General features: G+C 74.1%; 24 protein-coding genes. 14 read left to right on the forward strand and 10 right to left on the reverse strand.

All coding sequences use genetic code 11. The annotated features are described in order from the left end of the window. Positions 1 to 89, forward strand: an 89-nt coding sequence (locus K7B10_RS36550; protein ID WP_453376474.1) for an aggregation-promoting factor C-terminal-like domain-containing protein, incomplete at its 5' end; no start/stop codon positions are given. A 132-nt stretch (positions 90 to 221) separates the two neighbouring features. Here the strand turns inward: K7B10_RS36550 and K7B10_RS36555 are convergent. Then, positions 222 to 896, reverse strand: coding sequence for a GDSL-type esterase/lipase family protein (locus K7B10_RS36555; protein WP_229343405.1), 675 nt, complete (start codon positions 894 to 896; stop codon positions 222 to 224). 330 nt (positions 897 to 1,226) lie between these two features. Between K7B10_RS36555 and K7B10_RS36560 the strand changes: the two genes are divergently transcribed. From K7B10_RS36560 to K7B10_RS36570, 3 genes are all read left to right on the forward strand, one after another. After that, a complete protein-coding gene (locus K7B10_RS36560; RefSeq protein ID WP_372481509.1) occupies positions 1,227 to 2,300 on the forward strand; it encodes a nucleotide disphospho-sugar-binding domain-containing protein in 1,074 nt (357 codons plus the stop codon). A 183-nt stretch (positions 2,301 to 2,483) separates the two neighbouring features. Then, positions 2,484 to 3,701: a 4-hydroxybenzoate 3-monooxygenase gene (locus K7B10_RS36565; RefSeq protein ID WP_229343409.1), complete on the forward strand. Its 1,218-nt coding sequence runs from the start codon at positions 2,484 to 2,486 to the stop codon at positions 3,699 to 3,701. 133 nt (positions 3,702 to 3,834) lie between these two features. Further along, positions 3,835 to 5,595, forward strand: a complete 1,761-nt coding sequence (locus K7B10_RS36570) for a methyltransferase (RefSeq protein WP_229343411.1) — start codon at positions 3,835 to 3,837, stop codon at positions 5,593 to 5,595. A gap of 25 nt (positions 5,596 to 5,620) precedes the next feature. Here the strand turns inward: K7B10_RS36570 and K7B10_RS36575 are convergent, their stop codons facing one another. From K7B10_RS36575 to K7B10_RS36585, 3 genes are all read right to left on the reverse strand, one after another. Next, a complete protein-coding gene (locus K7B10_RS36575) occupies positions 5,621 to 7,177 on the reverse strand; it encodes an MFS transporter (RefSeq protein WP_229343413.1) in 1,557 nt (518 codons plus the stop codon). Positions 7,178 to 7,250: 73 nt separating this feature from the next. Continuing rightward, positions 7,251 to 7,559 carry a hypothetical protein gene (locus tag K7B10_RS36580; RefSeq protein WP_229343414.1) on the reverse strand — a complete coding sequence of 103 codons (309 nt, stop codon included), beginning with the start codon at positions 7,557 to 7,559 and terminating at the stop codon, positions 7,251 to 7,253. 177 nt (positions 7,560 to 7,736) lie between these two features. Further along, the gene (locus K7B10_RS36585) at positions 7,737 to 8,831 is read right to left on the reverse strand and encodes an alpha/beta hydrolase (protein ID WP_229343416.1); all 1,095 of its coding nucleotides are present in this window, start codon (positions 8,829 to 8,831) and stop codon (positions 7,737 to 7,739) included. Positions 8,832 to 9,003: 172 nt separating this feature from the next. On the opposite strand from K7B10_RS36585, the gene K7B10_RS36590 reads away from it, so the two are divergent. From K7B10_RS36590 to K7B10_RS36620, 7 genes are all read left to right on the forward strand, one after another. Next, a complete protein-coding gene (locus K7B10_RS36590; RefSeq protein ID WP_229343418.1) occupies positions 9,004 to 9,429 on the forward strand; it encodes a VOC family protein in 426 nt (141 codons plus the stop codon). Between the two features lie 270 nt (positions 9,430 to 9,699). After that, a complete protein-coding gene (locus K7B10_RS36595; RefSeq protein ID WP_229343420.1) occupies positions 9,700 to 10,767 on the forward strand; it encodes a 3-oxoacyl-ACP synthase III family protein in 1,068 nt (355 codons plus the stop codon). A gap of 3 nt (positions 10,768 to 10,770) precedes the next feature. Beyond that, positions 10,771 to 11,622, forward strand: a complete 852-nt coding sequence (locus tag K7B10_RS36600; protein ID WP_229343422.1) for a beta-ketoacyl-[acyl-carrier-protein] synthase family protein — start codon at positions 10,771 to 10,773, stop codon at positions 11,620 to 11,622. A gap of 9 nt (positions 11,623 to 11,631) precedes the next feature. Next, positions 11,632 to 13,596, forward strand: a complete 1,965-nt coding sequence (locus K7B10_RS36605) for a fatty acid CoA ligase family protein (RefSeq protein ID WP_229343424.1) — start codon at positions 11,632 to 11,634, stop codon at positions 13,594 to 13,596. Beyond that, positions 13,593 to 14,660: an NAD-dependent epimerase/dehydratase family protein gene (locus tag K7B10_RS36610; protein ID WP_229343425.1), complete on the forward strand. Its 1,068-nt coding sequence runs from the start codon at positions 13,593 to 13,595 to the stop codon at positions 14,658 to 14,660. The genes K7B10_RS36605 and K7B10_RS36610 overlap by 4 nt, the downstream gene beginning before the upstream one ends. Before the next feature lie 2 nt (positions 14,661 to 14,662). Then, a complete protein-coding gene (locus K7B10_RS36615; RefSeq protein WP_229343427.1) occupies positions 14,663 to 17,815 on the forward strand; it encodes a non-ribosomal peptide synthetase in 3,153 nt (1,050 codons plus the stop codon). Beyond that, a complete protein-coding gene (locus K7B10_RS36620; RefSeq protein WP_229343429.1) occupies positions 17,812 to 18,507 on the forward strand; it encodes a formyltransferase family protein in 696 nt (231 codons plus the stop codon). Before K7B10_RS36615 ends, K7B10_RS36620 begins: the two co-directional genes overlap by 4 nt. A 69-nt stretch (positions 18,508 to 18,576) precedes the next feature. Here the strand turns inward: K7B10_RS36620 and K7B10_RS36625 are convergent, their stop codons facing one another. Beyond that, positions 18,577 to 19,227 (reverse strand): hypothetical protein, encoded by a 651-nt coding sequence (locus tag K7B10_RS36625; protein WP_229343431.1) that lies wholly within the window; start codon positions 19,225 to 19,227, stop codon positions 18,577 to 18,579. A gap of 89 nt (positions 19,228 to 19,316) precedes the next feature. Beyond that, positions 19,317 to 20,639, reverse strand: a complete 1,323-nt coding sequence (locus tag K7B10_RS36630; RefSeq protein WP_229343433.1) for a helix-turn-helix transcriptional regulator — start codon at positions 20,637 to 20,639, stop codon at positions 19,317 to 19,319. A gap of 160 nt (positions 20,640 to 20,799) precedes the next feature. On the opposite strand from K7B10_RS36630, the gene K7B10_RS36635 reads away from it, so the two are divergent. Next, positions 20,800 to 21,033, forward strand: a complete 234-nt coding sequence (locus K7B10_RS36635; protein ID WP_229343435.1) for a hypothetical protein — start codon at positions 20,800 to 20,802, stop codon at positions 21,031 to 21,033. Between the two features lie 185 nt (positions 21,034 to 21,218). On the opposite strand, the gene K7B10_RS36640 is transcribed toward K7B10_RS36635, so the two are convergent. The 4 genes from K7B10_RS36640 to lanKC form a co-directional block, all read right to left on the reverse strand. Continuing rightward, on the reverse strand, positions 21,219 to 21,323 hold the full coding sequence (locus K7B10_RS36640) for a class III lanthipeptide (protein ID WP_199813778.1): 105 nt from the start codon (positions 21,321 to 21,323) through the stop codon (positions 21,219 to 21,221). Positions 21,324 to 21,373: 50 nt separating this feature from the next. Further along, on the reverse strand, positions 21,374 to 21,487 hold the full coding sequence (locus K7B10_RS36645) for a class III lanthipeptide (RefSeq protein ID WP_229343437.1): 114 nt from the start codon (positions 21,485 to 21,487) through the stop codon (positions 21,374 to 21,376). A 66-nt stretch (positions 21,488 to 21,553) separates the two neighbouring features. Then, the gene (locus tag K7B10_RS36650) at positions 21,554 to 21,655 is read right to left on the reverse strand and encodes a class III lanthipeptide (RefSeq protein ID WP_229343439.1); all 102 of its coding nucleotides are present in this window, start codon (positions 21,653 to 21,655) and stop codon (positions 21,554 to 21,556) included. A 5-nt stretch (positions 21,656 to 21,660) separates the two neighbouring features. After that, positions 21,661 to 24,270, reverse strand: a complete 2,610-nt coding sequence (lanKC, locus tag K7B10_RS36655) for a class III lanthionine synthetase LanKC (RefSeq protein ID WP_229343442.1) — start codon at positions 24,268 to 24,270, stop codon at positions 21,661 to 21,663. 204 nt (positions 24,271 to 24,474) lie between these two features. Between lanKC and K7B10_RS36660 the strand changes: the two genes are divergently transcribed. Next, the gene (locus K7B10_RS36660; protein ID WP_229343444.1) at positions 24,475 to 24,933 is read left to right on the forward strand and encodes a DUF4258 domain-containing protein; all 459 of its coding nucleotides are present in this window, start codon (positions 24,475 to 24,477) and stop codon (positions 24,931 to 24,933) included. A 113-nt stretch (positions 24,934 to 25,046) separates the two neighbouring features. Further along, the gene (locus K7B10_RS36665) at positions 25,047 to 26,723 is read left to right on the forward strand and encodes an AfsR/SARP family transcriptional regulator (RefSeq protein ID WP_229343447.1); all 1,677 of its coding nucleotides are present in this window, start codon (positions 25,047 to 25,049) and stop codon (positions 26,721 to 26,723) included. Positions 26,724 to 26,968: the final 245 nt, after the last annotated feature.

A 26,968-nucleotide genomic window follows, 5' to 3' on the forward strand; every position in this document is an offset into this window, starting at 1 on the left:
AGATCAAGTGGGGCCTGGACTACATGAACTCCCGCTACGGCAGCCCCGTCGGCGCCTGGAACTTCTGGCAGACCCACCACTGGTACTAAGCCACCAGCGGACAGCAGACGCGCACCACCGAGACGCTCGGCCGGGACCTCCCGGACCGGGCGTTTTGCGTTGCCCGCGCCGGGCCGCCGGGCCGCCGGGCCGCCGGGCCACGGGGTGACCCGGAGGCCCCGTCACACGACCAGCCGCAGCCAGGCCGCCGCGAGTGCGGCGTGGCCGGCCGGGGTCGGGTGGACGCCGTCGGCGGCCCAGCGCTCCGGCCCGGTCGCGCTCGTCGCGGCGAGCTCGGCGAACATGGCGTCGGCTTCGAGCAGCTGCGCCCCGTACCTGCGGGCGAGCTCGCGCACGACCCGGATCTTGGGATCCAGATCGACGCGCCATTCCTCGCGCTCCTTCTCTCCGATGACCACGCCACCGCCACCGGCCTCGACGGCAGCGTGGATCGGCAGCAGGAACGGCTCGATGAGGATCAGCTCCGTGCCCGCCTCGGCGAGGGGCGCCAGCAGGCGGTCGTAGCCCGCTTCGAACTCCGCCGGGGGGATCACGTACCCCTTCGGGCCGATCGTGTGCCAGCCCGTGTCGTTGACCCCGACGAGGATCGACACCACGTCCGGACGCGCGTCGGGCACGTCCGTCCGCCAGCGCGCTTCGAGGTCCGTCACCTTGCTGCCGCCGATCCCGGTGTTCAGCCAGGTCACGGGCCGGTCCGGGTGCCGCAGTCCCCACTCCCCGGCGATCCGCAGCGGGTAGCCGAAGCCGAGGCCGTCCTCGCTCTCCAGCCGCTGGCAGTCGGTGATCGAATCGCCGGTGAACATCACGGTGCTGCCCGGCCGGACGGTGATCGTCATGTGCGCTCCTCGGACCTCGGACCTCGGACCTCGGACCTCGGACCTCGGACCCCGGGCCGGACGGACCCGGCGGGACACCTCGAAACCTGCCACCCCCACCGACACGGCGCCGACACCCCCTGACAGTCCGCCGGCACCACCGCTCCCGGCGAGTTCCGGATTGTCTGATTTTCGCCCCTGATTCGGGGAACACGGCGTCCCTCGGGGCCAGTTCACTGATGGGAACGGGGGCGGGACCGTGGTGCGCCTCCGAGTGTCAGGTCGTAGGCGAGGAGAACAGCTGTGCGTGTACTTTTCACCGGTCCGGCTGCAGCCGGTCATCTCTTTCCGATGATTCCGACTGCGCAGGCCTTGCGTGCCGCTGGTCATGAGGTGTTGTTCGCCGCTTCGCAGCCGTTGAACCGGCTTCGCGAGGCGGGATTCGCGATCGTGGAGATCGGCGACGGCCGCACGATACGGGACGTGATGGAGCAGTCCTCCGACGAGGAGATGCGCTACGTCGCCCCCGACATGTCGCAGGACCAGATCCTGGACCGGGCCGCCCGCGGCTTCGCACTCATTTCCCGGCCCACCGTGGACGGCCTGTTGGAGGTCGCCGGCAACTGGGGCGCGGACCTGCTGGTCTACGACTCCTTCCAGGCCTCCGCCCCGCTGGTCGCGGCGAAGCTGAAGATTCCGTCGGTGATCCAGAACTTCGGCCCCACCCCCGGCCTGGACATGGTCGGCAGGCTCGCCGCGAACTTCACCGAGGCGTACGAGACGTACGGGGTCTCCGGCCCCGCCGAGCCCACCGCCTTGAACATCGTCCCCGCCTCGCTCGGCGGCGACCCGGGCGGCCTGCGGATGCGCTACCTCCCGTACAACGGCGGCGGTACGATCCCCGCCGCCCTGCTCAGCCGCGGCACCCGCCCCCGGGTCACCATCACCCTGGGCACCGTGCTCACGGAGCTGGACGGGGTCCGCGCCATCGTCCGTCTGATCGAGGCCGCCGCCTCCGTGGACGCCGAGTTCCTGCTCGCCGTCGGCGACGCCGACCTCACCGCGCTCGGCACCCTCCCGGACAACGTCCGCCCGCTGCCCTGGGTCCCGCTCGCCGAATTGCTGACCGCCTCCGACGCGCTGATCCACCACGGCGGCTCCGGCACCCTGCTCACCGCCCTGCAGGCAGGCCTGCCCCAGCTCCTGCTGCCCCAGGGCGCCGACCACTTCACCAACGCCGACGCCCTCACCGCCACCGGCGCGGCCCTGCGCTCCGCCTCCGACGACGTGGACGCCGAGCTGCTGACCCGCCTGGTCACCGACCCGGCCCTGCGCGAGGCGGCCACCCGTCTGCAGGCGGAGAACGCCGCCCTGCCGTCCCCCGCCGAAACGGTCCCGGCCCTGGAGGCCCTGGCCGCCTCGTAGGAGGTGCGCGCCGGGCGTGTGTTCGTACCCGCACGCCCGGCGCACACCACCGACCGGCCCCGTACACCGCTCCCGGCCCCGTCGTCACAAGCCGCCGACGTCAAGGCTGATTGTCACTCTATTCCCGCCTAGGGATGGCTTGCGTAGGTTCGGCGATCTTCGCGTGCTTATGCTGCACGCGCTATGACGCAAAGTCAGAACTCCCGCGCCTTACGGGAATCAGCAGACGTGGTCGTCCTCGGTGCCGGTCCGGCCGGGCTCGTTCTCGGAATCCTGCTGCACGCAGCCGGGATCGACTGCGCCCTCCTCGAACGCGCCTCCCGAACCCACGTCCAGACCCGGGCCCGAGCCGGGTTCCTCGCCCCGAACACCGTACGGATCCTGGACCGTCACGGCCTCTCCGACGGCCTGCACCGTGACGGCACCCGCCACGGCACCTGCGAGTTCCGCACACAGGACGGCCGGTTCCGGCTCGACTACGGAGCCCTCGGCCAGGGCGGGCAGCACCACGTGTACCCGCAGCAGAACCTGGTCGCGGACCTCCTGGCGCACTACCTCGACCTCGGCGGACGCATCCGCTTCCACACCGAGGCGCTCGCCGTGCACGATGCCGACGGCACCCGGCCGTACGTCACGACGCGCGAGCCAGACGGCCGTCCCGCACGGTGGACCGCCCGCTACGTCGCCGGCTGCGACGGGCGGCACGGGGCGGCCCGCCGCTCGCTGCCGCCGGGCGCCGCCCGCCACCACCACGACCACGGCGTGACCTGGCTCGGGCTGCTCGCCGAGGCCCCGCCGAGCCTCGACGCCGTCGGTTACGCCATCCACGAACGGGGTTTCGCCGGACACATGGCCCGCACCCCGGACGTCACCCGCTACTACCTCCAGTGGCAGCGCGGCACCCCCGCCGAGGCCTGGACCGAGCAGCGGATCTGGGACGAGCTGGACGTCCGGATGCGCGCCGCGGACCACGGCCCGCTGCACCGGGGCAGGCTCCTGGAACGCGGGATCTTCGACCTGACCTGCGACGTGATCGAGCCGCTGCGCCACGGCTCGCTCCTCCTGGCGGGCGACGCGGCGAGCCTGCTCGCCCCGGCCGCCGCGAAAGGCGCCAACCTCGCGGTCCTGGAGGCCGAGATCCTGGCCGGAGCGCTGACCGACGCCCTCGCCCGGGGCGACACCGCGGGACTCGACGGGTACTCGGACCGGTGCCTGGCGCACATCTGGCGGGCGCAGGAGTTCACCGGGTGGATGACCCGGCTGCTGCACGCGGATCCCGACCCGGCCCGCCGCGGTGGCGGATCGTCCTTCCGCGCCGCCCTGAGCCGCTCCCGGCTCGCTTCGCTGCGCACCTCGCGCACCCACCAGGACTGGTTCGCCGAGAACTACGTCGGCGTGTGACCGCCGCGCCACCCGTCCTCACCCGTCTCCACGGGGCGTCTCGCCTTTCCCCCTCCTCTCCTTCCCCCTCCTCCACCATCACCACCCCGCTTCGCCCTGCCCAGCCCCGCACCGGCCCGAGGACACCCCCACGATGACGACGACGCTCCCTGACGAAACGATGCTCCTGGACGACACGGCCTGCCTGCGCGCGGCGGCCGAGTTCGTCCGCGAGCACGACAGCGCCGCCCTGTTGCCCCTGCTCCTGCCCGGCCTCGGCGGACCGGACCTGCGGGCGCTGGCCGGACACTGCCGGTTCGCCCACGCGGGGCTGCTCCTCTTCCCGCCGGACGCGGACAGCCTGCGGGCCCAGCTCGCCGACTGCGGACTGGCCGCGGACACGCCCTCCCACCCCAGCGTGGTCGTACGGGAGCGCCTCGCCCGGCGCCACCGGCGCGATCCGGCCGAGCTCGACGTCCGCATCCTGCGCCCGCAGGTGCCCGGCAGTGCCGGGGAGCGCCGCGCGGTCGAGGTGTTCGCCCTGACCGTTCCCCCGCACTCGGGCCTGGAGCGGATCGCCGCGTACGAACGCGCCCGCCGGCACGAGGCGCACCTCGCCTTCGAGATCGACGACTCGGACCCCCTGGCACTGCGCGGCCTGTGCGCGATCCTCGTCCGCCACGGCGCACGCCCCGACGGCGGCGGCTACAACCCGCACGAGGACGGCACGGTCCTGTACTTCACCACCCCCGCCGATCCCGCCTGCGGCTACCGGCGGCTGGAACTCTACGTACGCGGCGACCACCGCGCCGCCCTCGCCGCGCACCTGGACCACCCCGCCGCGGACGAGGACCGCCACCGCACCGCACGGCAGCCCGCCGAATCGCTCCTGCACCTCCTCACCGGCGCGTGGACCACACAGGCACTGGCCGCCTTCGCCCGGCTGTGCCTGCCCGACGCCATGGACACCCGTACCGCGTACCGCACCGAGGACCTCGCCCGGCTGACCGGCACCCACCCCCGGAGCCTCGGCACGCTCCTGCAGTACCTGGCCATGCTCGGAGCCGTCACCCGGGACCGCGAGGAGGACGCGTTCCGCCTGACCGGACTCGGCGCCCTGCTGCGCTCTGACACGCCCGGGTCGATGCGGCCGCTGGCCCTGATGTACGGGGGGCCGTTCTACCGATCCTTCGGCGGGCTCGACCACGCCGTACGGACCGGACAGCCTGCCTTCGACCACCTCTTCGGCGAGAACCACTTCGACCACTTCGCCCGCGACCCCGAGCTCGCCGCCCTCTTCGACCGCTCCATGGCCGCGAGCTCACGCATGTTCGAGCCGCTCCCCGACCACCCGGCCATCACCGCCGCGGCCCGGGCGGCCGCGCCGGCGACCGTCGTCGACGTCGCCGGCGGGAACGGGGAGCTCCTCGGCCGCATCCTCACCGCCCACCCCCGCCTGCGCGGTGTCCTCCTCGAACGCCCGCACGCCGTCGAGGCCGCCCGCGGCCGGCTCGACGCCGCGGGCTGCGGGGCACGCTGCGACTACCGCGCGGGCGACTTCGCCGACGTGCCGCCCGGCGGCGACGTCTACGTCCTCTCCCGCGTCCTGCACGACTGGGACGACGACCGCTGCCGCGAGATCCTGCGCCACTGCACCCGCGCGATGCCCGCCCACGCGGACCTGCTCATCGTGGAACGACTCCTGCCCGCCGACGGTTCCCCCTCGCTGGCCACCGCCTGGGACCTGCACATGCTGTGCAACGTAGGGGGCCGCGAACGGCGCGCCGACCACTACGCACGCCTGCTCGCCGACGCCGGCCTCCAGCTCGTCGGCCACACCCCCCTCCCCCTGGACGCACACGTACTGCACGCCCGCAGGGCCGCCGTCCCCGACCCCACGACCGGGCGGGGCTGAGCCGCGCTCCCCGCGATCGCGCCGCTCACGCGGGATCGTCGCGGCCGCTGCCCGACTCGGAGAACTCCGACTTCCCGGGGAGGAAGGCGGTCGCCACGGCCGCCGTGAACATCACGGCCGCGCCCACGTAGAACGCGGCCGAGACCGCGGTGGTGACCGAGGCCTTGAGCGCCGGGACCAGGTCGGCGGGGATCCCGGCGGGCAGGCGCGCCCCCTGCTGCGTCGCCGCCACCGCCTTCCCGATGGACCGCTCGACCCGGTCGAAGCCCTCGGCCGGGACACGGCCGTCCCGTCCGAGGATCCGGCTCAGGTGCGCGCCTTGGAGGTGCGACACGATCGCGCCCATGACGGCCAGACCCAGCGCCGCGCTCATCTCCCGGCCGGTCTGCAGCACCCCCGCAGCGTTGCCGCGCATCCGCTTGGAGGTGACGTTGAGCGCGGTGACCCAGGCCGGGCTGACACAGAGCCCCATCCCGATGCCCATCAGGCAGTAGAAGGGGACCAGCCAGCCGTAGGACCCCCGGCGCAGCTCCACCGCCGCACCGAGCAGGGCCGCCACGCACAGGACCATGCCGGTGCCCAGGGGAACGCGGGGCCCCATGAGGTCGTAGAGCCGTCCGCCGAGCGGCGCGCACACGACCGTGGGGAGGGTGAGCGGCAGTACGGCGAGACCGGCTTCGAAGGGCGACATGCCCACGACGTCCTGGAGCCAGATGACCCCGAACACCGCGAATCCCACGAACGCGAAACGCACCGTCGAGATGACCGCCGCCCCGACCGCGAACTCCCTCTTCGCGAAGAGCTCGAAGTGCATGAGCGGGTCCGGCTGCCGCCGTTCGCGTAGCACCAGGAGCGTCATCAGCACGGCTCCGGTCGCGAGCAGCGAGATGACGGCGGGCGAGGACCACCCCCAGTAGCGCGCTTGCATGACGGGGAGGACCAGGCACACCAGACCGCCGATCAGCAGGGGTGCGCTCGACCAGTCGACCCGTTCCCGCGGCGGTGGCCCGCTCTCGAGCAGGAGGTGCGCGAGGAAGAGGGCGCCCAGGCCCAGGGGCGGGTTGACGAAGAAGATCGCCCGCCAGGAGAACACCGTCGTCAACACGCCCCCGATCAGCGGAGCCGTGCCGTACAGCAGGGTGGAGACGCTGGAGGAGATGCCCATCGCCCGGCCCCGCTCCCGGCGGCCGAACTCCTTGATGATGAGCACCTGGGAGGCGGGCCGGAGGATCGCCGCACCGGCTCCCTGGGCCGCGCGCGCGGCGATGAGCCACGCCTCGGACTGGGCCAGACCCGCCGCGGTCGAGGCCACGACGAACACGAGGGTTCCGCAGCGGAAGGCGCGTTCGTACCCGAACAGGTCGCCGATGCGTCCGCCGAGCGGGCTCACGCAGGCGAAGCTGAGCAGGTACGCATTGATGATCCACTGCACTGCGGTGGTGGAGGCGTCCAGACTCCGCTGGATGGTGGGAAGGGCGATCAGTACCACCAGCGCGTCGATGGCGATCATCGCCGAGGCGCAGGTCATCACGCCCAGGACCCACCAACGGTGACGCTCGCCCATGAACCGCCGACGCGTCACGCACGCCCTTCCGGTGGAATCGAGTCCGCCCTGTCACCACACCCCGGAACACGCCCGAACGGGCGCGCCGGGGTCAGGAGAGGCTCTGGTGGTCCACGATGTCGCAGTCGGTGTAGAGCGTCTGCCTGGTCATCAGCGCCGAGAGCTGCCGGGCCAGCTCGCTCGTCTCCGGCGCGTCGCTGTTGGCCATCGCGGCCTCGTGGGACTCGAACTGGACCACGGCGAGGTAGCGGTTGGGGTTCGCCCGGTCCTTGAGCAGGGTGCGGGACGCCGGGGCACCGGTCCGGCCCGCCGAGCGGACCCGCTCCTCGTAGGCGCCCAGGAGCTCGCGCACCTCGTCGATGCGCTCGGTCTCGAAGTCGATGATCTGTGCGAACTTCATGTTTCCGGTTCCTCCCGGCACGCGGCGGCCCCGTGGATGGGTCCACCTGCCGACAGCAAACACCGCCGCGCCCGGCGCCCCCGGTTCACACGCCCGCAGGAGCGGCGATTCCACGAGGTTGGCGGGCGCCGGGGAACCACCACCGAACCGGCCCGAGCCTCCCGCCCCCGCCCGCTCCTACTGCGGCTTCGGGCCCTTCATCAGCTTGCTGAGCTGCTCCAGGGCGCCTTCCTTCATGCCCCGGACGTAGTCCCAGCCGTTGTGGTCGCCGCCCTGGATCTCGTGGATCGTGACCTTGACCGGGCCCTTGCCGAACTGCTGCTGGAACTTCTCCATCCGGTCGCGCCCGCCCTCCTTGGTGCCGTACTGGAAGAAGACGTTCACCTCGGGACCCTTGTCGGCGATCAGCTTCGGGGCGAGCTTCTCGGGGTTGTTCGCGTCCATCTCCGCCTGGTGGCCCTTCCAGAGCGGCGAGTCGGGGACGATCTCGCCGCCGTTGGCGATGACGGCCCGGAAGCGGTCCGGCTTCTGCAGGAGCTGCTTGAGGCCGACGAAGGCACCCGAGGAGTTGCCCATGAAGGCCCAGCCGTCGCGGGACTTGTAGGTACGGAAATTGGCCCGGGCGAGCTCGGGTACGTCCTCGCCGATCCAGGTGCCCATCTTGGCCTGGCCGGGGATGTCGGAGCCGTCGTAGTAGTACTTGGCGTCCGGGTTGAGGATCGGCATGACCACGATGAAGGGGAGGCTCTTGCCGGCCGCGGCGCCCTCGGAGATGGCCGCGTGGAGGCCCAGCTTCGGCATGGTCGCCCAGTAGTTGTCGGCGTTCCCGTTGCCGCCGGGCAGCGCGATCATGACCGGGAAGGCGCTCTTCGCGTACTCCGGACGGTCGTACTCCTTGGGCGTCCACACCCAGACGCTGCCCTCGAAGCCGGACTTGGCGCCCTTCACCTTGGCCTTGGATATGCGGGTGCCGTCCTCCAGCTTGACCGTCTGCTTGAACTCGGTGAACGGGCCGGTGGGGAGGGACACGTCCGGGTCCGCGCTCGGAGCGGGGGCCTGCTTCCCGCCGCCGGCCCCGGCGCCCTTGCCGTCGTCGGCTGCGGCGGGGGGCTTCGCGTAGCTGACGGACTCCCCGTTCCCGTCGAACCAGTCCGTCTTCCAGTAGATCAACCCGGCGCCGGCGCCGGCCAGGAGCGCCACCGCCACCGCGGAGCCGATCCACGCCTTCTTCCGGGATCGCCCGGGCTGCTGCGGCTGCGGGTACACGTGCACGAACTTCGCTCCGAACAGTTGCGGCTGCCCTCGGGCGGGCAGAACGGGTGGGTCCTCGTCTCTATGGATGCGTTTTTCGACTCCGGGGTTTCAAGAAAGTGCAACAGATGTCATTTATGTTTCAAATGGGACGGGGTGGAGTTCGGTGCGGGAATCGGGGAGGCTCGCGCGCATGGGTTCGACAGTGCAGAACGTGGCGATCGATTGTGCGGATGCCTACGGGCTGGCCCGGTTCTGGGCCGGCGTGACGGGCCGTCCGCTGGACCCCGGGGCCCGCCCGGGTGACCGGGAGACGCAGGTGCCGCTGGCGGAGGGCCCGGTGCTGTACTTCAACCAGGTGCCCGAGGCCAAGACGGTCAAGAACCGGATCCACCTGTGTCTGCGCCCCGACACCTCGCGCGATGAGGAGGTCGGCCGGCTGCTGGGCCTCGGCGCCGCCTTCGTCGCCGATCACCGCGATCCCGACGGTTGCGGCTGGGTGGTGCTCGCCGATCCCGAAGGCAACGAGTTCTGCGTCCTGCGCAGCGCGTCCGACCGGGCCGGGCGGGGCGAGGGCGGAGCGGACCGAGTGGCACCGGGGCGGCGCCGTGCGGACTGAGCCGCACGGGGTGCGGTGCGTACTGGGTCACACCGTGCGGACCGAGTGGTTCCGGACAGCTTTCGTGCACCGTGCGTGATGTTCCGGCCGACGATCGGAGGGGCGGGAGGTGCCAGGGCCGGGTCATGGCGACATGTGGTCCATGGGGGGCCTGGCCGGTAATCGACCCGTCTGAGTGCTTCAAGGGCCTTTGTGGCGCATGTGGATTGATCCCTACGCTACGGTAACTTCGCTGTCTGTAACGGGGATGTCCCATGGAGAACGCGAAGCATGAACACCAGCACACCGAATCGCCACAGCCGCTTGGAGGCCCTGGGGATCCACGTCCCCGAGACCGTGGTCACCACCCGGGAGCTGACCGAGGGGATATCCGCCGTCCGTGACGCGGACCTCCAGCGGATCACCGGCGTCGCCGAGCGCCGGGTGTACGACCCGGACCCGGCGGCCGCCGAGAACTCCTTCTCGATGGCCCTGTCCGCCGCCCGGGACTGCCTCGCGGCCTCCCGCTACGGGGCCGCCGACCTCGACGTCGTCATATCGGCCTCGATCACCCGCTTCACGGACGGCGGCCGCTTCACCTTCGAACCGTCCTTCGCCTCCCTCATCGCCCGCGAGCTCGGCGCGCGAAGGGCCGTCCACTTCGACGTGTCCAACGCCTGCGCCGGCATGATGACCGGCGTCTACCTGCTCGACCGCATGATCCGCTCCGGCGCGGTGCGCAACGGCCTGGTCGTCAGCGGCGAGCAGGCCACCGCCGTCGCCGAGACGGCGGCCCGCGAGGTCACCGACTCCTACGACCCGCAGTTCGCCTCGCTCTCCGTCGGCGACTCGGCGGCCGCCGTCGTCCTGGACGCCTCCACCGACGAGGCCGACCGGATCCACTACGTGGAACTGATGACCTGCTCCGAGTACGCGCACCTGTGCATGGGCATGCCGAGCGACCGCAGCCAGGGCATCGCCCTCTACACGGACAACAAGAAGATGCACAACCGCGACCGGCTCAAACTGTGGCCGCGGTTCCACCGGGACCTCCTGGCCAAGCAGGGCCGGGAGTTCACCGACGAGGCCTTCGACTACGTCATCCAGCACCAGGTCGGCACCCGGTTCATCGACTACGTGAACCAGACCGCCGAAACCGAGTTCGGGGCCCCCATGCCCACCTCCCTCGCGGTCGTCGAGAAGTACGGCAACACCGCCACCACCGCCCACTTCCTGACACTGCGCGAGCACCTGCGGGCCGGCACCGCCCGCCCCGGATCCCGGTTCCTCATGGTCCCCGCCGCCTCCGGCGTGGTGACCGGCGCCCTGTCGGCCACGATCACGAACATGGGGGTCTGAACCATGGGAATGGTCATCGCCGCAGCCCACACCGCCACGCACCACGGCGCCGGACCCGCCTGCGCCGTCGCACTCGCGAGCCGCGCCGCCCGCGCCTGCCTGGAGCAGGCACAGGTCTCCCCGTCGTCCGTCGGCGTCCTCATCAACGTCGGCGTCTACCGGGAGTCCAACACCTTCGAACCGGCCCTCGCTGCCCTGGTCCAGAAGGAGGTCGGCATCAACCTGGACTACATCGCCGACCCGGCCCCCGCCGCCGGCTTCTCCTTCGACCTCATGAACGGAGCCTGCGGCGTCCTGAACGCCGTACAGCTCGCCCAGAGCCTCCTCGACACCGGCAGCGCCGACCGCGCCCTGATCACCGCCGCCGACGTGCACCCCGGCGGAGACGCCCGCCGCGACCCCCACTACCCGTACGCGGACCTGGCCGGCGCCCTCCTCCTGCAGCGCAGCGCCGACCCCGACGCCGGGTTCGGCCCGGTGTCCGTGTACGCGGGCGACGGACCCACCGACACCGAGGGGTACCTCGACACCGCGGCCATGGGCAGCGACGGCCGCTCCCGGATCACGGTCCGCCGTACGGAGGGACACGGCGCGCGGCGCAGCGCACACGCCGCCGCCTGCACCGCCGCGTACGTCCGCGAGCACGGCATCGACCCGGACCGCACCCTCGTGGTCGGCCCGCGAGCCGCGCACGACAATGTCGTCGCGGGCGAGCCGCACACCGCGGCGCCGATCCTCGGCTACCTCCGGGCCCTGGCCGCCCCGCGCCCCGCGGACCGCGACCGGCTCCTCATCGTCACCGCCGGCGCCGGCCCCAGCGCCGCCTGCGCCGCCTACCGGCCCGAAGGCTGGTGACGCGACGCCATGACCACGAGCACCGTCCCGCTTCCCGCGACCGCCGCCGGCCTGGCCGGCTGCCTGGAGCGCAACGCCGCCGCCTTCCCGCACAAGCCGGCCGTCATCCACCCCGACGGCCGCGAGCCGGGCGGCGGCCCGCGCTACCGCGAGGTCACCTACGGGCAGTTACAGGACACGGTCGAGGAGATCGCCCACGGACTCGCCCGCGCCGGGATCACCCGCGGGACCAAGACCGTACTGATGGCGCCGCCCGGCCCCGAGCTCTTCGCCCTCGCCTTCGCCCTCTTCCGGCTCGGCGCCGTCCCCGTCGTCGTCGACCCCGGCATGGGCGTGCGCCGGATGCTCCACTGCTACCGCGCCGTCGGCGCCGAGGCGTTCATCGGACCGCCCCTCGCCCACCTCGTACGGGTCCTGGGCCGGCGCACCTTCGGCCGTGTACGCATCCCCGTCACGCTGGGCCGCCGCCGGCTGTGGGGCGGCCACACCCTCGCCGCCCTGCGCGCCACCGCCGGGCCGCCGACCCCCGCGGCCGACGCGGGCGGCGACGACCTCCTGATGATCGGGTTCACCACCGGAAGCACCGGCCCCGCCAAGGGAGTCGAGTACACCCACCGCATGGCGCTCTCCATCGCCCGCCGGATCGAGGCCGCCCACGGCCGCACCCGCGACGACACGTCACTGGTGACCCTGCCCTTCTACGGGATCCTCGACCTCGTCTACGGATCCACCACCGTCCTCGCCCCCCTCGCCCCGGCCAAGGTCGCCCAAGCCGACCCCGCCCTGCTCGTGGACGCGCTGGAACGATTCGGCGCGACCACCATGTTCGCCTCGCCCGCCCTGCTGCGGAACCTCGCCGACCACCTCACCGCCGAGGGCCGCTCCCTGCCCGACCTGCGCTGCGTCGTCTCCGGCGGCGCGCCCGTCCCCGACTCCGTCGTCTCCGCCCTGCGCACCGTCCTCGACGAGAAGGCGTCCGTCCACGTCACGTACGGGGCCACCGAGGTCCTTCCGATCTCCTCGATCGAATCCGAGGAGATCCTCGGCGAGACCTCCGCGGGCAGTGCCCGCGGAGCCGGCACCTGCGTCGGCCGCCCCGTCCCCGGCACCCGCGTCCGCATCGTCCCCGTCACCGACGGCCCGCTCGCCCGCCTCCACCCCGGTACCGCCCTGCCCGCCGGCAGCGTCGGCGAGATACTCGTCGAGGGCGAGTCCGTCAGCCCCCGCTACCACGAAGCGCCCCGCTCCGACGCCCTGCACAAGGTGCTCGAGACCCGGCCGGACGCCGCGGCGCTCACCTGGCACCGCACCGGCGACCTCGGGTACCTCGACGACCTCGGCCGGCTCTGGTTCTGCGGCCGCACCTCCCAACGGGTGCGCGCCGCGGGCCGGGACCTGCACACCGTGCGCTGCGAGGGCGTCTTCAACGCCCATCCGCTGGTGCGCCGCAGCGCCCTGGTCGGCATCGGCCCGGCCGGCGCCCAGCGCCCCGTCGTCTGCGTGGAGACCGGCGTCCCGGCCGGCAGCGCCGCCTGGCGGGACCTGGTCGCCGAACTCCGCGCCCTCGCCGCCGAACACGTGCCCACCCGGGGGCTGGAGGAGTTCCTGCACCACCCCGCCTTCCCGGTCGACATCCGCCACAACGCCAAGATCGGCCGCGAGCAGCTGGCCCGCTGGGCCGAGCGCCGCCTCGCCCCGCCCCCGCCCCCGTTCTCCCGGGCCCGCGCGGCCCGCCTCGTACCGATCGCCGGCTGGGCGTACCTCCTCGGCGGCGCCCTCTGGGCGGCCGTCGGGGACGTCCCCGACGTACCCCTGCTGAGCTGGCTCTGGTGGGCCGACGCCTTCCTCAGCATCCCGGTGCACGCCGCGCAGATCCCCCTCGCCCTGCCCCGGGGCAGGGCCGCGGGCCACGGCCGCGCCGCCACCGCCGCGCTGACCATGCTCTACGGCGCGACCTGGTGGCGGGCGCTGTGAACATCCTGATCACCGGGGCCACCGGCTTCCTCGGCGGCCACCTCGCCGACGCCTGCCTGCGCGACGGCCACCGGGTCCGCGCCCTGGTCCGGCCGGGCGGCGACACCGCCCGGCTGAGCACCCTCGGACCGGGCATCGACCTCGTACCCGGCGACCTCGCCGACACGGCCTCGCTGGCGCGCGCGGCCATCGGCTGCGACACCGTGCTGCACAGCGCCGCCCGCGTCGTCGACCACGGCAGCCGCGCCCAGTTCGAGGAGGCCAACGTCGCCGGAACGCAGCGGCTGCTGGCGGCCGCCCGCGCGGCGGGCGCCACCCGCTTCGTCTTCGTCAGCAGCCCGAGCGCGCTGATGCACCTGCGCGAGGGCGACCGGCTCCGGATCGACGAGAGCACCCCCTACCCCACCCGGTTCTTCAACCACTACTGCGCGACGAAGGCCGCCGCGGAGCGGTACGTACTGGCCGCGAACACAGCGGACTTCACCACCTGCGCCCTGCGCCCGCGCGGCATCTGGGGCCCCCGCGACCACGCGGGTTTCCTGCCCCGCATGATCGCCTCGATGCGGGAGGGCCGGCTGCCCGACCTGTCCGGCGGAAAACGCGTACGGGTCTCGCTGTGCCACGTCGACAACGCCGTCGACGCCTGCCTGCGCGCGGCCGCCGCCCCCGCCGAACGCATCGGCGGCAAGGCGTACTTCATAGCCGACCGCGAGGAGACCGACCTGTGGGCCTTCCTCACGGACGTCGGCTCCCGTCTCGGCTGCCCGCCACCGCGCCCCCGCATCCCGGTCACGGCCACCCGGGCCCTGGCCGCGGCGGTGGAGACGGCATGGCGCCTGCGCCCCTCGGCCGCGACGGGCCCGCCGCTGAGCCGCTACATGACGGCCCTCCTCACCCGCTCCACCACGTACGACACGGGCGCCGCCCGCCGCGACCTCGGCTACGACCCGCCGCGCACCCGGGAGGACGGCGTGAGCGGGCTGCTCCGCTGGATCCACGCCAACGGCGGCGTCCAGGCATGGACGCAGCCGGGCCGCACCCGTACCGACCAGGGAACGACATGACGATGACGACCCCTCCCATCCCCTACCGGCGACCGGTGTCGCCCACGGAACACCTCTACCTGGCCGCCGGGCACGCACGCGGCGCCATGGCCCTGCGCATCGTCGTGGAAGGGGACACCGTCCCCGAACCGGCGGCCCTGCGCGCGGCGGTCGCCCGCGCCGCCGAGACCTGCCCCGGCTCCCGCCTGGTACGGCGCGGGCCCGTCTGGACCGCCGAGGGCCCGCCGCCCGCGATCCGGTACGCCGCTCCCGCCGCCGGGCGCATCGACGTGTCCGACCCGGCCACGGCGGCACTCCTCACGGGCCGCTCACACCGCGACGCCGCACCTGGCTGCGAGGTCCTGGCCGTCCCCGGCACCACCGCGGGCACGGCCGCGCTGGTGTTCAGCGCCCCCCACGCCCTGATGGACGGTCACGGCGCCCTGACCTGGGTACGGGAGGTCTTCCGCGCCCTGCGCGGTGAGCCGGGCCGCCCCGCCCTCGCCCCGGACACCGACCGCGGCCTCCTGCGCCGCCTGGGCGCCGGCGCCCGGCGCCCGCCCCTCGCCCCCGACCGCCCGTCCCCCCTGGGCCGCCCGCCCCGGGGCCCCGAACGAACGCTCTGGCTCCGCCGCACCCTCCCCACCCGCCACCCGGCCCTCACGGCGCGCCTGGCCCAGGCCCTGGCGGACAGCGCGGCGCCGGGCGGCGGCACCCGGGTCATGGTCCCGGTCGACCTGCGGCGCCACCGCCCCGGCATCGCCTCGACCGGCAACCTGACCCTTCCCCTCTTCCTGGAGCTGAGCCCCGGACAGGAGTGGCCGAGGGCGCACGGCGCCCTGCTCCGCGCCCTCTCCGAGAAGCAGGAGCTCGCCGAGGGCTTCGAGTCGGCCCTCCTCCCACTGCCGCCGGCCGCCGGGCGCCTGCTGCTGCGGGCCGCCCAGGCCGGCGCCGTACGGGCCGACCGCCACCTCGCCTCGGCCGTCGTCTCCCACCTGGGGCGCCTGGATCCGGCCGAGTTCTCCGGCGGGGGCTTCACCGCGACGACGCTGTACGCGCTGCCGGTCCACGCCCCGCTCGTCCCCGTCTCGGTGGTCGCCACCGAGACGGACACCGCCACGGAGCTCACCATGGGCGTCCGCGGCGGCCCCGACCTGGCCGAACGCGCCACCCGCCTGCTGGACGAGGTGCTGACCCGCCTCCCGCCCACCCCGGCCCCTGCGCCACCACCGGCGCCCGCGTCCCCCGTACCGCGGCCCGATGCCGTGCCGCCCCGCGCCACCGTCGTGGAACTGTTCCGTGCGCAGGCCGCCCGTACGCCCCGGGCGCCCGCGCTCGACGGGCCCGGCGGGGTGGTCACGTACGCCGAACTGGACCGCCGCTCCGATGCCGTCGCCGCCGCGCTGACGCGCCGCGGCATCGGCCGCGAAGACCTCGTCGGTCTGGTCGTCGACCGCACCCCGGCCGGGGTGTGCGCCCTGTGGGGGATCCTCAAGGCGGGCGCGGCCTACGTACCGCTGGACCCCGCCCACCCCGCCGCGCGGACCGCGGACGTCCTCCGTTCCTGCGGCGCCCGGCTCTGCCTGACCCGGCGTCACCTCGTCGAGCCCCTCGCCGAGCTCTCCCCCTGCCCGCTCCTCCTCGCCGAGGACCTCGTCGAGGGCCTCGCCGGGGGCCTCGCCGGGGACCTCGCCGAGGGCCTCGCCGGGGATGTCGCCGGGCCCCTCGGCACCGTCCCGCGGCCGCCCCTGCCCGCACCCCCGGCCCCCGCGCCCGAGGACCTCGCGTACGTCATCCACACCTCCGGCTCCACCGGCCGGCCCAAGGGCGTGCAGATCGAACACCGCGCCCTCGCGGGCTTCGTCCACTGGATGACGCGGGTCTGCCGCGTGGACGCCCGGACCCGCTTCGGATTCGCGTCCTCCTACGGCTTCGACATCTCCTGCTTCCCCCTCTTCCTGCCCCTCCTGGCCGGCGGCACGATCGTCCTCGCGCCCGACGCCCCCTCGCGCGCCACCCTGCGACGGCTCGTCACCGACCACCGTGCCGACACCCTCGCCCTCACTCCCTCCCACCTGCCCCTCCTGTGCGACGCCGGTTCCGGCGGCGACGTGGGCGGCGTACGCACCCTGCTGCTCGGCGGCGAAGCGCTGACCCCGGCCGCGGTCCGTGCCGCCCGTACCGCCTTCGGCCCCGACTGCCGCATCGTCAACGGCTACGGCCCCACCGAGGCGACCGTCGTCTGCCTCGCCCACGTCGTGGACGACGCGCGCCCGACCCCGGCCGCGACCCTCCCCATCGGCACCCCCGGCCCCTACGCCCGCGTCGACCTCGTCACCGAGGACGGCGAGCACATCGGCACCGGCGCCGAGGACGCCGGCCGCACGGGGGAGATCGTCGTCAGCGGCACGCAGGTGGCCCGCGGCTACCTCGGCCCGCCGGACGGCCGCCCCTCCCCGTTCGCCGAGCACGAGGACGGCACCCGCAGCTACCGCACGGGCGACCTCGGCCGGCGACTGCCCGGCGGGGAGGTCGAGTTCGCCGGCCGCATCGACGGTCAGCTCAAGATCGCCGGGCATCGCATCGAGCCCGCGGAGGTCGTCGCCGCGCTCGAAGCCCGGCCCGAGGTGGTCCGCGCCGCCGTGGCCGCCCGCCGCCGCCCGCACACCACGACGCAGGTCCTGTGCGCGTACGTCGTCCCCCGCGCCGACGCCCCGCACGGCGGCCCCGGCCACCCCGAGACCCTGCGCTCCGCGCTGGCCTCCCTGCTGCCCGCCGCCATGGTCCCGGCGCACGTCATCACCGTCGACGCCATCCCCAGCACGGTCGGCGGCAAGGCCGACCTCGACGCCCTGCCCGACCCCTTCACCGCGGCCCCGGTCCCCGCCGTCGCCCCCGACGGTGCGGAGCCCGCCACCCTCGAGGTCCGGGTGGCCGCCCACTGGTCCGCGATCCTCGCCGTGGAGCCCGACCGGCTGTCCGCGGAGTCCGACTTCCAGGCCCTGGGCGGAGACTCCCTCGCCCTGGTGGAGATGCTCACCGCCGTCTCCGAGGACCTCCTGGAACCCGCCCAGGCCCGCCGCTTCCTGGCCGGCCTCGACTGCCTGGTGCGGAACCTGACGCTCGCGCAGCTCTGCGCCCACCTCACCGCCGCCCGAGAGGAGCTCCCCGCATGATCTTCGTCGGAGACGGCGCACTCCTGCGCCGGGCCGTCGCACACGCTGCGGCGCAGGGCCACCCCGTGGACCTCGTCTGCTCCGCGGACCCGCAGGACGCGACGGGCGGTGCCCGGCACCTGCACCTCCCCGCCCCCGCCGACGTCAACACCCACGCCGACGCCCTGGGACGCGCCTGCACCGACGGCATCGTCTGGTCCCTCAACAACCGCCGGATCTTCCGCGCACCGCTCCTCTCCCGGGGCCTGCGCATCCTCAACATCCACAACGGCCTGCTGCCCCGGCACCGCGGACTGCCCTCCGTGGCCGTCCTCTTCGCCCTGCTGAACGGCGAGCACGAGTACGGCGCCACCCTCCACGAGGTCGACGCGGGCATCGACACCGGCCGCGTCCTGGCCGTACACCGCTTCCCGATCGCCCCCGACGCCCGCCACTTCCAGGTCATGCTCCGCGGCGTCCGCGCCTGCCAGACCCTGTTCGAGGAAACCCTGCCGGCGGTCGCCGCGGGCGAGCCCCTCCCGCCCCCGCCCGCCCCCGCGGGCCCGCCGGCGTACCACGGCACCCGCACCCTGGCCCGCCTGGCGGCCCACCGCGATCACCCGGCCTACGCCCGCGCCACGGACCTCGGCCCCTTCGCCGCGTACGCCCCGGAACTGACCGCGGCCATCGGCACGCAGGCGCCCGCCGGCTGACCCCGGAAACCGCCGCGCGGCGCCACGAAGCGGGATGCGCCGCGGCGACGGAGTCCGGCGCCGGCGCGTTCAGCCGCCGGCACCGACCGCTTCCGCGCCCTGCGTCTCCGGCGTGCGGCCGACCCCGTCGGGCCGTGCCGCTTCCAGGACCGCCCCGCGCAGTCCGGGGAACCCGGTGCGCACGGGGGCCAGGGAGAGGAGCGAGGAGAGCGTCACGGTGCGCTGGTCGGGCCGGTACCGGTCCAGGACGTGCGTGGGCAGGACGTAGAAGGTCCACTGGGCGAGGTCGAGGGGGTCCAGCGTCCGCTTGTCCCGGTGGTGGAGGAGGCAGAAGACGTAGACGTCGGCGCGGCGCAGCCGTGCCGCGTCCACCTCGCCGGTCGTCGCGTCCCAGCCCCCCGCCGGGGCGATGGAGAAGGAGATGCCCGACGGCTCGGACTGGCTCCACTCCTGGAGGTAGGCCGCTGACTTGACCTCCACCAGCGGGCCGCCCGGCAGCCGGATGTCCACCGAGTCCCAGTCGACGCGGGTGCCGTCGGCGGCCTCCAGCGCGAGGGCGACGATGTACTCGGCGAGCGCGCCCCGGAGGGTGTTGCCGGCCAGCCCCGAATACGCCCAGCCCCAGAAGCCGAGGAGACGGCCCTTCGCGGCCCCCTCCCAGTGCAGGGGTTCGTCCCCCGTACGGCGGCGGGGCGGTACGGAGCCCAGGGTCTCGGTCATGGTCCGTATTCTCTCCCGCCGCCGGCACCGGCCCCGCCCCACCCGGTCCACCGTGGCACCGGGGGTTTCGTGACGAGAAAGGCGTTTCGTCACGCGTTGTCGGCGGGCCCGGTTTCCCCGGCTCCCGGTTTGCGGCGGGCCCGGTACGCCCGGGCCCGGCAGGCGGCCGAACAGTGCCGGGCCGGTCGGCCCGGACGGCCCGACACGGGGCCGCGGCCCTCCGCCGCCGCGAGCGCCGCACCGCAGCCGGGGCAGCGGGGCGGACCGTCCGGGCCGGCAGCGGCCGGGTCCGGCTTCGGCTCGGGCTCGGGCGCAGGCGCCGAGGCCGGACCCGTGACCGGCGCCGAGGCCGGACCCGTGGGCGGGCCCGTGGCGACCTCCGGCGCCGCCCGTTCCGGCAGGGGCCGGTGAGGCTGCGTCAGACCCTGCCGCTCGGCGATCACCCCGGCCTGGAAGCGGCTGTGCGCGCCCAGGCCGAGCAACAGCTCCGAGACGTGCCGGCGGCAGGTCCGCAGCGATATGCCCAGGCGCCGCGCGATCGAGTCGTCCTTCAGCCCCTTGGCCAGGAGCGTCAGGATGCTCTGCTTGACCGTCTCCGAGATGTCGTGCGCCGCCTGCGGGCCCGTGGCGAACGGGGTCGCGTACTCCCAGTCCCGCCGGAAGACGTCCAGGAGGTAGCCGAGCAGGTCCGGTTCCCGGATCAGCAGCGCCCCGCCGGACCGCGACGGCAGGAAGCCCAGCTCCCCGTCGACGACGATCATCTGCGGGATCACCTCCGGCAGCGTGCGGATCTCCGCCCCCGCCTCGATCAGCCGCTCCGCGTGCGTCCGTGTCGCCGGGTCGAAGCGGGTGGCGTGCTGGTAGAGGCTGCGCATCCGCACCCCGCGCTCCAGCAGCGCCAGGTCGCGCGGCAGCGCCTCGCGCAGCGCGGCCTCCGGGAAGGAGCCGCCGTGTTTGGAGACGAGTACTTCGTCACGGCTGCCGTCGATGACCTCGGTGAGGAGCTCGCGCACGGCGAACTGGTCGGGCAGGTGGTCGATCGTGCCCTGGGGGAAGGCGTGTTGCCGCGCCTGGAGGTAGACGGGGATGAGCCCGGTCAACGCGTCCCGTCGGCGCTGGAGTTCGTCCCTGCGCACCCGCAGTTCCTCCTCGTGCGCGCGCAGCGCGGCCTCGGGGCCGGACAGCAGCCGTGCGCCCGCCGCCTGTGGACTGACGGCCTGCCAGCCGTCGGCGTCGGGCCGTACCAGACAGGTGTCGGTGAGCAGCCGTAACGCGACGCGGCATTCCTCCCGTGCCAGACCGGTCTCTCCCGCGGCCTTCGCCAGCTCCGAGGCGCGGAGCCCGCCGTGCACGAGCATCCACCGGTACAGGGCGACCGCCGAGTCGTCGACCTCGGGCATGCCCGCTGCCATGCCCGTTTCCACGTGCTTGCCTCCTAAAGGTGCATGGCACACAGATGATCCCCTACGGGCCTGCCGCTGTCATCCCGCGGCTGGCAGAGTCGGGAGTAGCGGGACGGCATGACCAGCCGGATCCCGCCCGTCACATGTCATACGTCGCAGAGGAGTTGTCGTGATCAACAAGACCGTACGGGGGATGGCGGTGCTGGCCGCAGCGGGAATGGTCTGGACGGGCGCCGCGAGCGCGACGGCGAACGCGACAGGGGTGTCGGCCGCGGCCGACACGGCCGCCGGGGCGACGACGCTGCGTCCGGGCCACGTCGGCGAAGGGGACGACCGGGGCCACGCCTGCGTCACCACGACCGCGTGGGGCACCGGGGACTGCCCCCACAAGCGGCTCAACTGAGACCGCCCGGCTGACCGGGTGCGGGGGCGGCGGACTCCATCCGCCGCCGGTTGGGTGGATGCGGGCCCGAACCCGGTGGAAGGGCAGAACATGACGGAACGGTCTGCGGGGCGCTGCCCCGCAGACCGTTCTGATCCGCGGACGGATCGTCACCGCACCAGCTGAACGGGTGTGTCGCCCGTGGCTCAGTGGAAGCTGGTGTTGTGGCACTGGAAGCTGGCGCTGCTCATGAGCAGCAGGCCGCCTTCCTCCTCGGTGAGCTCCAGCTGCTGGAGGTTGAGGATGGACATGTCGTTCACCTCCTTTCCGTGGTCGTGCGGGCGGTCGTGTCGCCCGTGGCTCAGTGGAAGCTGGTGTTGTGGCACTGGAAGCTGGCGCTGCTCATGAGCAGCAGGCCGCCTTCCTCCTCGGCGATCTCCAGCTGCTGGAGGTTGAGGATGGACATGGTGTTCACCTCGATTCCTTGGGTGGCGGTCTGTCCCGGCCGGGGCGGACGCTCCCGCCGGGGGCGGGACACGGCTCAGGCGAGGGTGCCGTGGCACGCGTAGCTGATGGCGCTGGCGAGCAGCGCGGCGCCCTCCTCCTCGGTGAGCTCCAGCTGCTGGAGTTTGAGGATGGACATGTCGGTCACCTCCTTCCGGCGGCAGGGGTTTCGCTGGACCGGGACCGGTGCAGCAGGCTTCGGGCGGCGGTGGCCGGTGCCGGCCCGCCGAGCAGGGGGAGGAGATGGTCGGTGCGGCGCCGGGCGCCGTCCATCGCCAGGAGCACTCCGGCCGATCCGGTGGCCAGGTCCATCGACAGCCGGACCAGGTGCCTGCCGGGGAAGGCGAGGCCGTCGCCGTGGGGTACGGCGTGCCGCCACAGGTCCCGACGGTGGCCTTCGAGCGCGGCGGCGTCGTCGGCGCCGCCGCCGACGGCCGTCAGGAAGTACAGCAGTCCGGCGCGGCCGTCGAGCAAACCCGGGAAGACGGTGAACTGGCCGCGCGCCGCCAGCCGGATCGAGGCCAGGGCCTCGGCGAGGCCTTCGCCGGTGCGGTGCTCCAGGTAGGCCGCCAGGGCGAGTCCGATGCCGGTGGATCCGGTGCCGAGGTAGAGCACGGACCGCCAGCCGTCGTCGACCTGAAGGGAGCCGTCGACGTCCGCGCACTGCGCGAGGTCGTGGCGCAGCGCTCTCTCGGCGAGGTCGAGGTAACCGGGCTCGCCGGTGCGTTCGTGGAGCCGTACGAGGAACAGGGCGGCTCCGGCCGCACCGGTGGTGAGGCCCGCGCCGCGGTTCTTGCCGACCGGGCGCTCGGACGCGGCCCCGATCCGCTCGGCGACGCGTTCGGCGATGCGACGGGCATGGTCGAGGTGGCCGTCGTCCCCGCGACGGGCGTGGAAGCCGAGGGCGGTCAGGCCCGTGCCGGGCAGTCCGGTCAGCAGGCCGAGGCTCGTCGGCTCGCCCGTGCGGTCGAGGGCCCGGCCCAGGATCTCGGTGGCCTCCTCGTGCCGCCCCAGGAGGTCGAGGACGGTGGCCACCCCGCACGAGCCGTTGAAGAGGCCGACGGGCGCACGGTCGATGTCCCGCAGCGTGGCGGCGGTGAGCCAGTCCGTCCACGCGGGGTCGACGGCGTGGCCCGTGGCGTGCAGGGCGTACAGGACGCCCGCCGCGCCGTGGGACAGGTTGGTTCCGCCGCCCTCCCGCGCGCCGTCGGGATCGTTGGGGAAGAGCCGGTCCTCCCGGTGGGGGGTGGCGCAGGCGGTGAGCGCGGCGACGAGCCCCGCCCGGTTCTCCTCCCAGTCCGCGCCGACCGCTCCGGGGCCGCGTGGTGGCGCGGCGGTGGTTCCGGCGATCGCCGCCATGGCGGCGGCGGCTTCGTGGGCGTACCCGGCCGGCAGGGGGAAGAGTTCGTGCGCCCATCGTGCGAGCTGGTCGGGCTTGGCCGGATCCGGGCCGGACAGCGCCGTCAGCGGGATGAACTGGCCCAGGCGCAGGGCGGCCAGGCCGTAGGCGTCGACGTCGGTGCCCGTGACGTGGGCGGGCGCCGCGAACCCGGGCGCGCCCAGCAGACCGGTGCGCTCCTCGCCGACGAGGTGGGCGGCTTCCAGGTCGATGAAGGTGACGGTGTCGTCGGGGCGCACGATGACGTTGTTCGGGTGCAGGTCGCCGAAGACGACCCCGGCCCGGTGGACGGCGGCGGCCGCCGCGGCGACCTTGTCGAGGACCGAGAGCGACCAGCGGGTGTACTCCGCGTACGTCTGCGGGGTCGCACCGGGCCGCACCAGCGGCAGGCGCAGCACACCGGCCTTCGCCAGCGGGTCGCCGTCGATGTGCTCCTGGACGAGGAAGTCGTGTTCCCAGTGGGTCTCGTAGCCCAGCACGCGCGGTACGAGCCCCGTCCCGGCCAGCGCGGTGAGCATGCGGTGCTCGTGCCGCAGACGGGCGACGGCGTCCAGTCCCCGGGCGTCCAGCCCGGCCAGCGGCCGCGCCTCCTTCAGTACGACCAGGTCGCCGCTCCCGGGATCCTTGGCCAGGTAGACCCCGCCCCCGTTGGAGAAGTGCAGCGGCCGCACGATCTCGTACGGCAGGTCGACGCGGCTGATCACCGAGAACCGTTCGACGCGCTCACGGAGGAAGCCGGGCATCGGAGCCCACGGCGGAGGCGTGAACGCCGCGGTGCGCGGATCGGGCACGGGCGTTCCGTCCGGCCGGGCGATGGCCAGGACGGGAGCGTCGCCGCCGTCCCGGGCCCAGCGCGCGGCGAACGCCCCGTACCGTACGAAGACCGGACTGCTGTCACTCCAACGCAGGTCGGACAGGATGTAGGGGCCCCGCTGACCGTCCAGTGCGGCCGTGAGAGCGTCCAGCAGCGCCTTCAGCTCCTCGTCGTCCGCCGGGTAGACGGCGATGAACTTCCCCGAGGAACCCCGGTGGGCGTACTTGGAGTTGAACGCCGAGAGCAGCCGGGCGCTGCGCAGGTACTTGAAGGCGACGCGGTGGGAGGCGCAGACGGCTGCCGCCTTGTGCAGGATCTCCTGGGCGGCCGGGACGTCGGCGGATATGTGGATCTTCCAGCCCTGCAGCGGGAGCGGCCGGCCGAAGAACACCCGCACCCATACGTCCGCATCGTCTCGCACCGTGGTGGCGTCGCCCACCTGCGGCGGGGTCCAGCGCTCGTCCTCGTCCGCGATGCGCTGCGGTACGTCGAAGAACACCGGGTCGGCCAAACAGAACGCGTACATCTGTTCCAGGTTCATCGCTGTTCCCGGAGGTGGCGGGTCAGTTCGTCGGTCATGGCCACAACCGTGCCGAAGACCGGTCCACGCGCGATGGACGGACGGCCATCGCCGCTGATCACAGCCGGCGATCGGCTGCTCATCAGGCGTGGACGGCCACCGGCGATCTTCATTTCGGGCGGCCGCGGGGCCGCGCATCGTCAAGGAACGAGAGAAGAGCCCATCATGATCAACTCGAAGCGCGTCCGGCTCGCGCTCGTCGCCCTCGCCGCCTCCGCGGCGGCGTTCACCGCGGCCCCGGCCCAGGCCGCGGCCCCCGCCCCGTCCCAGGTCCGGATCGAGTCGGCGACGACGGCGCAGTTCGCGGCCCTGACGGACTCGCCGATCTCGCCGATGCGCTGCCGCGACGACGGCCAGGGCTGCCCCCCGCCGCTCAAGAGCCCCTGTGGCACCGAGTTCGCCCCGACCACCATCGAGTACTGGTCGGACCACATCTTCGACCGCATGGCCGAGCGGGGCATCACCGAGGCCCAGGTGCGGGCCGTCGTCGCGACCGGCAACGGCTGGTGCCAGACCAGCCAGAAGACGTTCCTGTACCAGGAGCCGGTGGGGGGCAAGACCCTGGCGGTCGCGGTCGGCTGGTCCCGCAACGGAAGCACGGCCGTCACCGCGTACTGGAAGTGAGCGGAAGAGATCACCTAGGGTGACGGTGGCCTGCCCGGATCCCCCGTCCGGACAGGCCGGCCCGACACCGTCGTGCACGCCGTCAGATCGTTCGACACCGCCGAGGAGTCCGGATGCGGGGAGGGGAGACGGCCGCCGGCACGCCCGGCGGCGACGGCGCCCTCCTCTTCCGGCTGCTCGGGCCGGTCCGGGTCGGCCTGCCCGGCGGCCCGGCGCACCGGCCCGGGCCGCCGCGCCGGCAGGCCGTCCTGAGCGTCCTGCTCCTGCGGCGGCGCCGGCCGGTCACGGGGGCCGAACTCGTCGCGGCCGTCTGGGGCGACGACGCCCCGGCCAGCGCGGCCGGGAACCTGCGCACCCACCTGTGGGCGCTGCGCACCCTGCTCGAACCCGGCCGCACCCCCCGGGAGCCGGCCCGGATCCTGCTCGGGGACGAGCACGGGTACGCGCTGCACACCTCGCCGGAGTCGGTCGACGCCTGGCGGTTCGAGCAGCGGGCCGAGGCCGCCCGGCAGGCCCGCGCGCGCGGTGACACCGCCGCCGAACACGCCCTGCTGGCCGGGGCGCTGGGCCAGTGGTCCGGGGAGGCCCTGGCCGGCGTGCCCGGCCCGTTCGCCGAAGAGGAACGCACCCGGCTCGCCGCCCTGCGCGCGACCGCCCGCAAGCGGCACATCGTCTGCGCCCTGCGCCTCGGCCTGCACCACACGGTGATCCCCGAACTGTCGGCGCTCACCCGGGAGTTCCCGCTCGACGAGGAGCTGCGGGCCCTGTTCATGCGCGCCCTGCACGGCTGCGGCCGGCGGGCGGAGGCGTTCACCGTGTTCGCCGACACGCACCGGACCCTGGGTGAGGAACTGGGCGTGGCCCCGTGCCCGGAGCTGACGGCCCTGCACGCCCGCCTGCTCGCCGACGACCCGCCGCCCTTCGTCCTCCGGCCGTCCGGCCCGCTCGTCCGGTCGGCCCTCCCGGACGCGGCGGAACGCGCCCTCACCCGGGCGAAGAGCGTCCTCGTCGAGGGGGAGGAGCGCGGCGCCGTCCCCGTCCTGGTGATCACCGGCCCCGGCGGGGCGGGCAAGACGGCACTGGCCGCGCGGGTGGCGGACGATGTCGCCCATCGCTTCCCCGACGGCCGCCTCTCGGCCGACCTGCGGACCTGGGGCCCGGTCCCGGCCGGTCCCGGCCCGCTTCTGGCGCATCTCCTCCGAGCCCTCGCGGTCCCGGCCTCGCGGATCCCCGCCGACCCGGATGAACGGGCCGCGCTCTACCGGTCGGCCCTCTCGGGGCGGCGGGTCCTCGTCGTCCTCCACGGCGCCCGCGACGCGGCGCAGGTCACGCCGCTGCTGCCCGGCGGCCCCGGCAGCGCCGTCCTCCTCACCACCCGCTCCCGCGTCCTCGCACCCGCCCTGCCCGCCGCGACGCGCATCGAGCTCGCCGCCCGTCCGTACGCCGAGGACCCGCCCCCCGGGGAGGGCACCGGCGGGCCGGACGCCGATGTGCCGGACGCCGATGTGCCGGACGCCGATGTGCCGGGCAGCGATCTGCCGGACAGCGATGTGCCGGGCAGCGGCGCGCCGGACACCGATGCTCCCGACCAGGGCGACCTGCCGCCCTCACTGGTCCCCGCCGCCCGTCGGCTCGCCCGCTCCGGAGCCGGCCTGTCGTCCGTCGAAGCCCTCGCGGCCGCATGGGGCACCGACCGTGCCGACGCGGCCCTCATCGCCGAGGCCCTGGTGGACGCGGGGGTGCTGGACACCCCTGCCGCGGGCACCTACCGCCTGCCCGCCCGGCCCTGAGGGACCGGCAGCCGGCCGTCGGCCCCTTTTCGTGACGCGGCGCCGGAGTTTCGTCACGAATGCCCGTCCTGCGGACGTGCCCGGACGGGTCGCGCCCGCGCGCACCCCCACACCCCTCGCGCAGCTCCCGCTCCACCCGGCCGGGGGCCGGGCGCCCGGCGCCGCATGCCTCCTAAAGGTGCATGGCATTCACATGATCCTTTGAGATGCAGTCACGCCCCCGGTCCGCCTGGCAAGGTCGTTCC

It is taken from the genome of Streptomyces flavotricini, from assembly GCF_020639365.1.
In the GTDB taxonomy this organism is placed as follows: domain Bacteria; phylum Actinomycetota; class Actinomycetes; order Streptomycetales; family Streptomycetaceae; genus Streptomyces; species Streptomyces flavotricini.

What these genes read in the sequence shown, in the direction of transcription:
- K7B10_RS36620 (WP_229343429.1), top strand. Translation starts at nt 17,812, where the DNA reads ATGATCTTCGTCGGAGACGGCGCACTCCTGCGCCGGGCCGTCGCACAC.
- K7B10_RS36625 (WP_229343431.1), bottom strand. Translation starts at nt 19,227, where the DNA reads ATGACCGAGACCCTGGGCTCCGTACCGCCCCGCCGCCGTACGGGGGAC.
- K7B10_RS36615 (WP_229343427.1), top strand. Translation starts at nt 14,663, where the DNA reads ATGACGACCCCTCCCATCCCCTACCGGCGACCGGTGTCGCCCACGGAA.
- K7B10_RS36580 (WP_229343414.1), bottom strand. Translation starts at nt 7,559, where the DNA reads ATGAAGTTCGCACAGATCATCGACTTCGAGACCGAGCGCATCGACGAG.
- K7B10_RS36605 (WP_229343424.1), top strand. Translation starts at nt 11,632, where the DNA reads ATGACCACGAGCACCGTCCCGCTTCCCGCGACCGCCGCCGGCCTGGCC.
- K7B10_RS36560 (WP_372481509.1), top strand. Translation starts at nt 1,227, where the DNA reads ATGATTCCGACTGCGCAGGCCTTGCGTGCCGCTGGTCATGAGGTGTTG.
- K7B10_RS36595 (WP_229343420.1), top strand. Translation starts at nt 9,700, where the DNA reads ATGAACACCAGCACACCGAATCGCCACAGCCGCTTGGAGGCCCTGGGG.
- K7B10_RS36570 (WP_229343411.1), top strand. Translation starts at nt 3,835, where the DNA reads ATGACGACGACGCTCCCTGACGAAACGATGCTCCTGGACGACACGGCC.
- K7B10_RS36565 (WP_229343409.1), top strand. Translation starts at nt 2,484, where the DNA reads ATGACGCAAAGTCAGAACTCCCGCGCCTTACGGGAATCAGCAGACGTG.
- K7B10_RS36630 (WP_229343433.1), bottom strand. Translation starts at nt 20,639, where the DNA reads ATGGCAGCGGGCATGCCCGAGGTCGACGACTCGGCGGTCGCCCTGTAC.
- K7B10_RS36555 (WP_229343405.1), bottom strand. Translation starts at nt 896, where the DNA reads ATGACGATCACCGTCCGGCCGGGCAGCACCGTGATGTTCACCGGCGAT.
- K7B10_RS36650 (WP_229343439.1), bottom strand. Translation starts at nt 21,655, where the DNA reads ATGTCCATCCTCAAACTCCAGCAGCTGGAGCTCACCGAGGAGGAGGGC.
- lanKC (WP_229343442.1), bottom strand. Translation starts at nt 24,270, where the DNA reads ATGAACCTGGAACAGATGTACGCGTTCTGTTTGGCCGACCCGGTGTTC.
- K7B10_RS36600 (WP_229343422.1), top strand. Translation starts at nt 10,771, where the DNA reads ATGGGAATGGTCATCGCCGCAGCCCACACCGCCACGCACCACGGCGCC.
- K7B10_RS36665 (WP_229343447.1), top strand. Translation starts at nt 25,047, where the DNA reads ATGCGGGGAGGGGAGACGGCCGCCGGCACGCCCGGCGGCGACGGCGCC.
- K7B10_RS36590 (WP_229343418.1), top strand. Translation starts at nt 9,004, where the DNA reads ATGGGTTCGACAGTGCAGAACGTGGCGATCGATTGTGCGGATGCCTAC.
- K7B10_RS36640 (WP_199813778.1), bottom strand. Translation starts at nt 21,323, where the DNA reads ATGTCCATCCTCAACCTCCAGCAGCTGGAGCTCACCGAGGAGGAAGGC.
- K7B10_RS36660 (WP_229343444.1), top strand. Translation starts at nt 24,475, where the DNA reads ATGATCAACTCGAAGCGCGTCCGGCTCGCGCTCGTCGCCCTCGCCGCC.